General features: G+C 61.8%; 4 protein-coding genes and 1 pseudogene. 4 read left to right on the forward strand and 1 reads right to left on the reverse strand.

Going from position 1 to position 4,029, the window contains the following annotated elements; genetic code table 11:
- The 3 genes and pseudogenes from ACXJ7R_RS26675 to ACXJ7R_RS26685 form a co-directional block, all read left to right on the forward strand.
- Nucleotides 1-215, forward strand: a pseudogene (locus ACXJ7R_RS26675) (ABC transporter permease); the annotation flags it as partial.
- On the forward strand, nucleotides 212-1,006 hold the full coding sequence (locus ACXJ7R_RS26680) for an ABC transporter permease (RefSeq protein WP_457154441.1): 795 nt from the start codon (nucleotides 212-214) through the stop codon (nucleotides 1,004-1,006). The pseudogene ACXJ7R_RS26675 and the gene ACXJ7R_RS26680, both read left to right, overlap by 4 nt.
- 37 nt (nucleotides 1,007-1,043) lie before the next feature.
- The gene (locus tag ACXJ7R_RS26685) at nucleotides 1,044-2,090 is read left to right on the forward strand and encodes an extracellular solute-binding protein (RefSeq protein ID WP_457154442.1); all 1,047 of its coding nucleotides are present in this window, start codon (nucleotides 1,044-1,046) and stop codon (nucleotides 2,088-2,090) included.
- Between the two features lie 75 nt (nucleotides 2,091-2,165).
- Here ACXJ7R_RS26685 and ACXJ7R_RS26690 read toward each other — a convergent pair whose 3' ends face one another.
- Nucleotides 2,166-2,867, reverse strand: a complete 702-nt coding sequence (locus tag ACXJ7R_RS26690; protein ID WP_095080829.1) for a GntR family transcriptional regulator — start codon at nucleotides 2,865-2,867, stop codon at nucleotides 2,166-2,168.
- A gap of 195 nt (nucleotides 2,868-3,062) precedes the next feature.
- Here ACXJ7R_RS26690 and ACXJ7R_RS26695 point away from each other — a divergent pair, with 195 nt between their 5' ends.
- Nucleotides 3,063-3,896 carry a fumarylacetoacetate hydrolase family protein gene (locus ACXJ7R_RS26695; RefSeq protein ID WP_457154443.1) on the forward strand — a complete coding sequence of 278 codons (834 nt, stop codon included), beginning with the start codon at nucleotides 3,063-3,065 and terminating at the stop codon, nucleotides 3,894-3,896.
- The last annotated feature ends 133 nt before the right edge of the window (nucleotides 3,897-4,029 follow it).

Consider the following 4,029-nt stretch of genomic DNA (forward strand, 5'->3'; position numbering starts at 1 on the left):
GCGCCACGCTTGTCTTCGCGCCGGCGCTCGGCTCGTTCCTGGCGCCCGACCTGCTTGGCGGCGGCAAGAAGCTTTTGATCGGCAGTCTGATCCAGATGCAGTTCACCTCGTCGCGCAACTGGCCGTTTGGGGCAGCTCTCTCGACCGTCGTGACGGTCGTCGTGCTGACCGTCTTCGTCATCCGGTCGCGCAAGGCACAGGAGGGGCGGCGATGAATGGCGCAAAACCCTTCGACTGGCGGCATACGCCCGGCCTGTCGGCCTACACCGCTCTCATATTCCTCTTCTTCTACGCGCCGCTGCTGATCCTGGTAATCTATGCCTTCAACTCGAGCCGGCTGGTCACCGTGTGGGCCGGCTTCAGTTTCAAATGGTTCGTGGCGGTCGCCAACAACGGCTCGATCCGCGAGGCTGCCTTCAACAGCGTCATCATCGCGATCGTCGCCACCATCGCCTCGACGGCCATAGCCACGGCCGGTGCGCTGGCGCTGGAACGCGGCCGGCTGCGCTTCGGGCGGAGTGCTGCAACAGCGCTGATCGCGATGCCGCTGGTCGTGCCGGAGATCGTCGTGGCGATCACCACGCTGATCTTCTTCTCCGGGCTCGGCATGCATCACGGGCTCATCAACCTGATGATCGCCCACACTGTCTTTTGCATTCCGTTCGCGCTGCTGCCGATCCAGGCGCGGCTGCGCGACATGGGCGGCACGCTGGAGGAGGCTGGCCGCGACCTCTATGCTGACGAATGGCGGCTGTTTCGCCGCGTCACGCTGCCCTTGCTGATCCCGGCGATCTCGGCCGGCGCCATCATGGCCTTCGTCGTGTCGCTCGATGATTTCCTGATCTCGATGATGGTGTCGAACGCCGGCTCGACCACCTTGCCGGTCTATATCTACGGCATGATGCGGCTTGGCGTGACGCCGGAGGTCAACGCCATCTCCACCATCCTTCTTGCCGTTTCCATCGTCTTCGTCGCAGCGGCGCTGCTCGTCGGACGACGCAAATAAGCTTGCCTAGAAATAAGAAAACCAGAGGAGAACGACCGTGACCAAATGGAAAGAAGGACTTTCAGCAATAGCTTTGGCCACCGCCATCATGGGGGCCATCACCACCACGGCGCTCGCCGATTCCGGCGAACTGCACATCTACAACTGGACCGACTACACATCGGACGAAATGATCAAGAAGTTCGAGGCGGAGACCGGTATCAAGGTCACCATCGACACCTACGATTCGAACGAGACCGCGCTCGCCAAGTTGAGCTCGGGTGCGGCCGGCTACGACGTGATGATCATCAGCAACGACTTCGTGCCGATCTTCGTCAAGCAGAAGCTGTTCCAGGAAGTCGATGCTGGGGCGATGCCGAACTTCAAGAACGTCGATCCGAAATGGCAGCACAGGTCCTGGGATCCGGATGCGAAATACACCGTGCCATGGGTGTGGGGCACCACGTCCTATTCGGTCGACACCGCCGTCTACAAAGGCCCGACCGACAGCCTGAAGCCGCTCTTCGATCCTCCGGCGGAACTCAAGGGCAAGGTCGGCATGTTCGGCTCGCCGACCGAGGTGATGTCGCTGGCATTGGTCTATCTCGGTAAGGATCAGTGCAACAGCAATCCGGCGGATTTGAAGGAGCTCGATGCTTTGCTCGAGGCGCAAAAGCCCTTCGTCAAGGTTTACAATTCCGACGGCATCGTCGAGCGCCAAGTCGCTGGCGAGACGGTCATGCACGAGCAGTGGTCGGGCAAGGCGCTGGCGACACGCCAGCAGAAGTCGACGGTCAAATACGTCTATCCCAAGGAAGGCGTTGTCGGCTGGATGGACAATGTCGCCGTGCCCTCGACCGCGCCCAATGTCGACAACGCCAAGAAGTTCCTCAACTTCCTGATGGATCCCGAAAACATCGCGCTGCAGCAGAAATACACCGGCTACCAGAGCGCGATCGCTGGTTCCAACAAATACCTGGCGGCGGATATTGGCGGCTCGCCGGAGTTCAACCCGCCGGCCGATCTGAAGATCTCGTTTGCGCCGTCATGCGACGAGAAGGCGATCCGCGCCTACGATCGTATCTGGACCAATCTGCGCCAATAGGCTGATGACGCAAAACGCCGCCCGTGCGAACGGGCGGCGTTTTGCCTCCTGTCCGAGGACCTCGAAAGTGAATCGCTACGCCCGCACAATTTTCTCGCGCGCCGGCAGGTCATCGGCTTCGGCCGCCAGCAGGATGTCGGTGGTCACTGCCAGATGCGCCGCCAGCAATTCGGCTGCCTTCTCGGCATTGCGGTCGAGCACGGCATTGGCGAGGTCCTGATGTTCCTTGCTGATGTTGCGGGCATTGGGTGCCAGCGAGACCGAACGGCGGCGGTAGCGCTCGCTCTGGTCGTAAAGCTGGTCGCGCAGGCGCAGCAGCCAGCGGCTGTCGCAGCCGCCAACCAGCGCCTTGTGGAAGGCCGCATGCGCGGTCGCCCATTCGTCGCTCGAATGCACYGGATGGTCCGGTGTGTGCTCTGGCGTTCGCGACAGCCGGTGCAGGGCCGCGACCAGCTGCGATTCCCAGGCGACGTCGCCGACCTCGATGGCGCGGCGGATGCACAGCGTTTCGATCTGGATGCGCGTCTTGGTGAGGTCGACCAGATCCTCGGCCGAGATCGGCGCGGCGCGGAAGCCGCGTTGCGGTTCGGCCACGACAAGGCCCTCGGACGTCAGCCGCGACAGCGCCTCGCGGATGGCGCCGAGGCTGACGGACAGCCTGTCGCACAGTTCCTGCACCTTGAGCCGGCTGCCCGGTGCGATGCGGCACGACAAAAGGTCGGCGCGCAAATCCTCATACGCGCCCTGGGTGAGATTGATCGAGCCTTCCCTAGCCATTGGTTCGCCCGCGGCCGAATCTGTCCATCGAATGCCCTCATACATTATCCCAGGCAGGAATCAGAATGCAAAATAATATATTCTATGTTGACAGATATATAATTTCTGAACAAAGTCCAGCCTTCACAAGCGAGCATGTGGCCAGTGCGATTTGCAGCCTATAAATCGCCGCGGGGACCCGGACTGGCAATCGCATTGTCGGCAGGTGAGTTCCGCGGCATCGACGAAAGCGATGCGATGTTTCCCGGACGACTGGAGGAACTCATCGCCGAGGGCACGCAGGCGCTGCAGGCGGCAGGCGAGCGGCTGGCCAGCGGACGGCGGATCGATCCTCAAGCGGTCGAGTGGCTGCCGCCGCTATCGGCACCGGGCAAGATCATCTGCGTCGGCCTCAACTATGTCGACCATTCAATCGAGAGCGGCTTCGTGCCGCCGAATTATCCGACCTTGTTCGCCCGCTTCTCGACCAGCCTGATCGGGCATGGCGCGGCCATCCGCCGTCCGGAGGCCTCGATCCAGCTCGACTACGAGGGCGAGATGGTGGCGATCATCGGCAAGGCCGGCCGCCACATTGCCCCTGGCAAGGCACTGAGCCATGTCGCCGGCTACTCCATCTTCAACGACGCCTCGATCCGCGACTTCCAGACCAAGTCGCCGCAGTGGACCGTCGGCAAGAATTTCGACGGCACTGGCTCCTTCGGGCCGATCTTCGTGACGGCAGACGAATTGCCGCCGGGCGGCAAGGGGCTGCGCATCCAGACGCGCCTCAACGGCGAGGTCGTCCAGAACGCCTCGACCAGCGACATGATCTTCGATGTCGCCTCGCTGATCTCGATCATCAGTGAAGCGATCACACTCGAGCCGGGCGATATCCTCGTCACCGGCACGCCGTCCGGCGTCGGCATGGCGCGCAAGCCGCAGCTGTTCATGAAACATGGCGACGTCTGCGAAGTGGAATTGGAAGACGTCGGCATCCTGTCCAATGTCGTTGCCGACGACGTCATTACTGCGCAAGCCGTCAACCAATAACCCCGCCAACTCCGAAAGGACGATGTCATGACAAGAGTGATGTTTCGAAATGCCATGATTTGGGATGGCACCGGCGCCGATGCCTTTCCAGCCGATCTGCTGGTCGAGAATGGCCGCATCGTCACCATTGCGC

The sequence above is a fragment of the Mesorhizobium sp. P5_C1 genome (assembly GCF_054049815.1).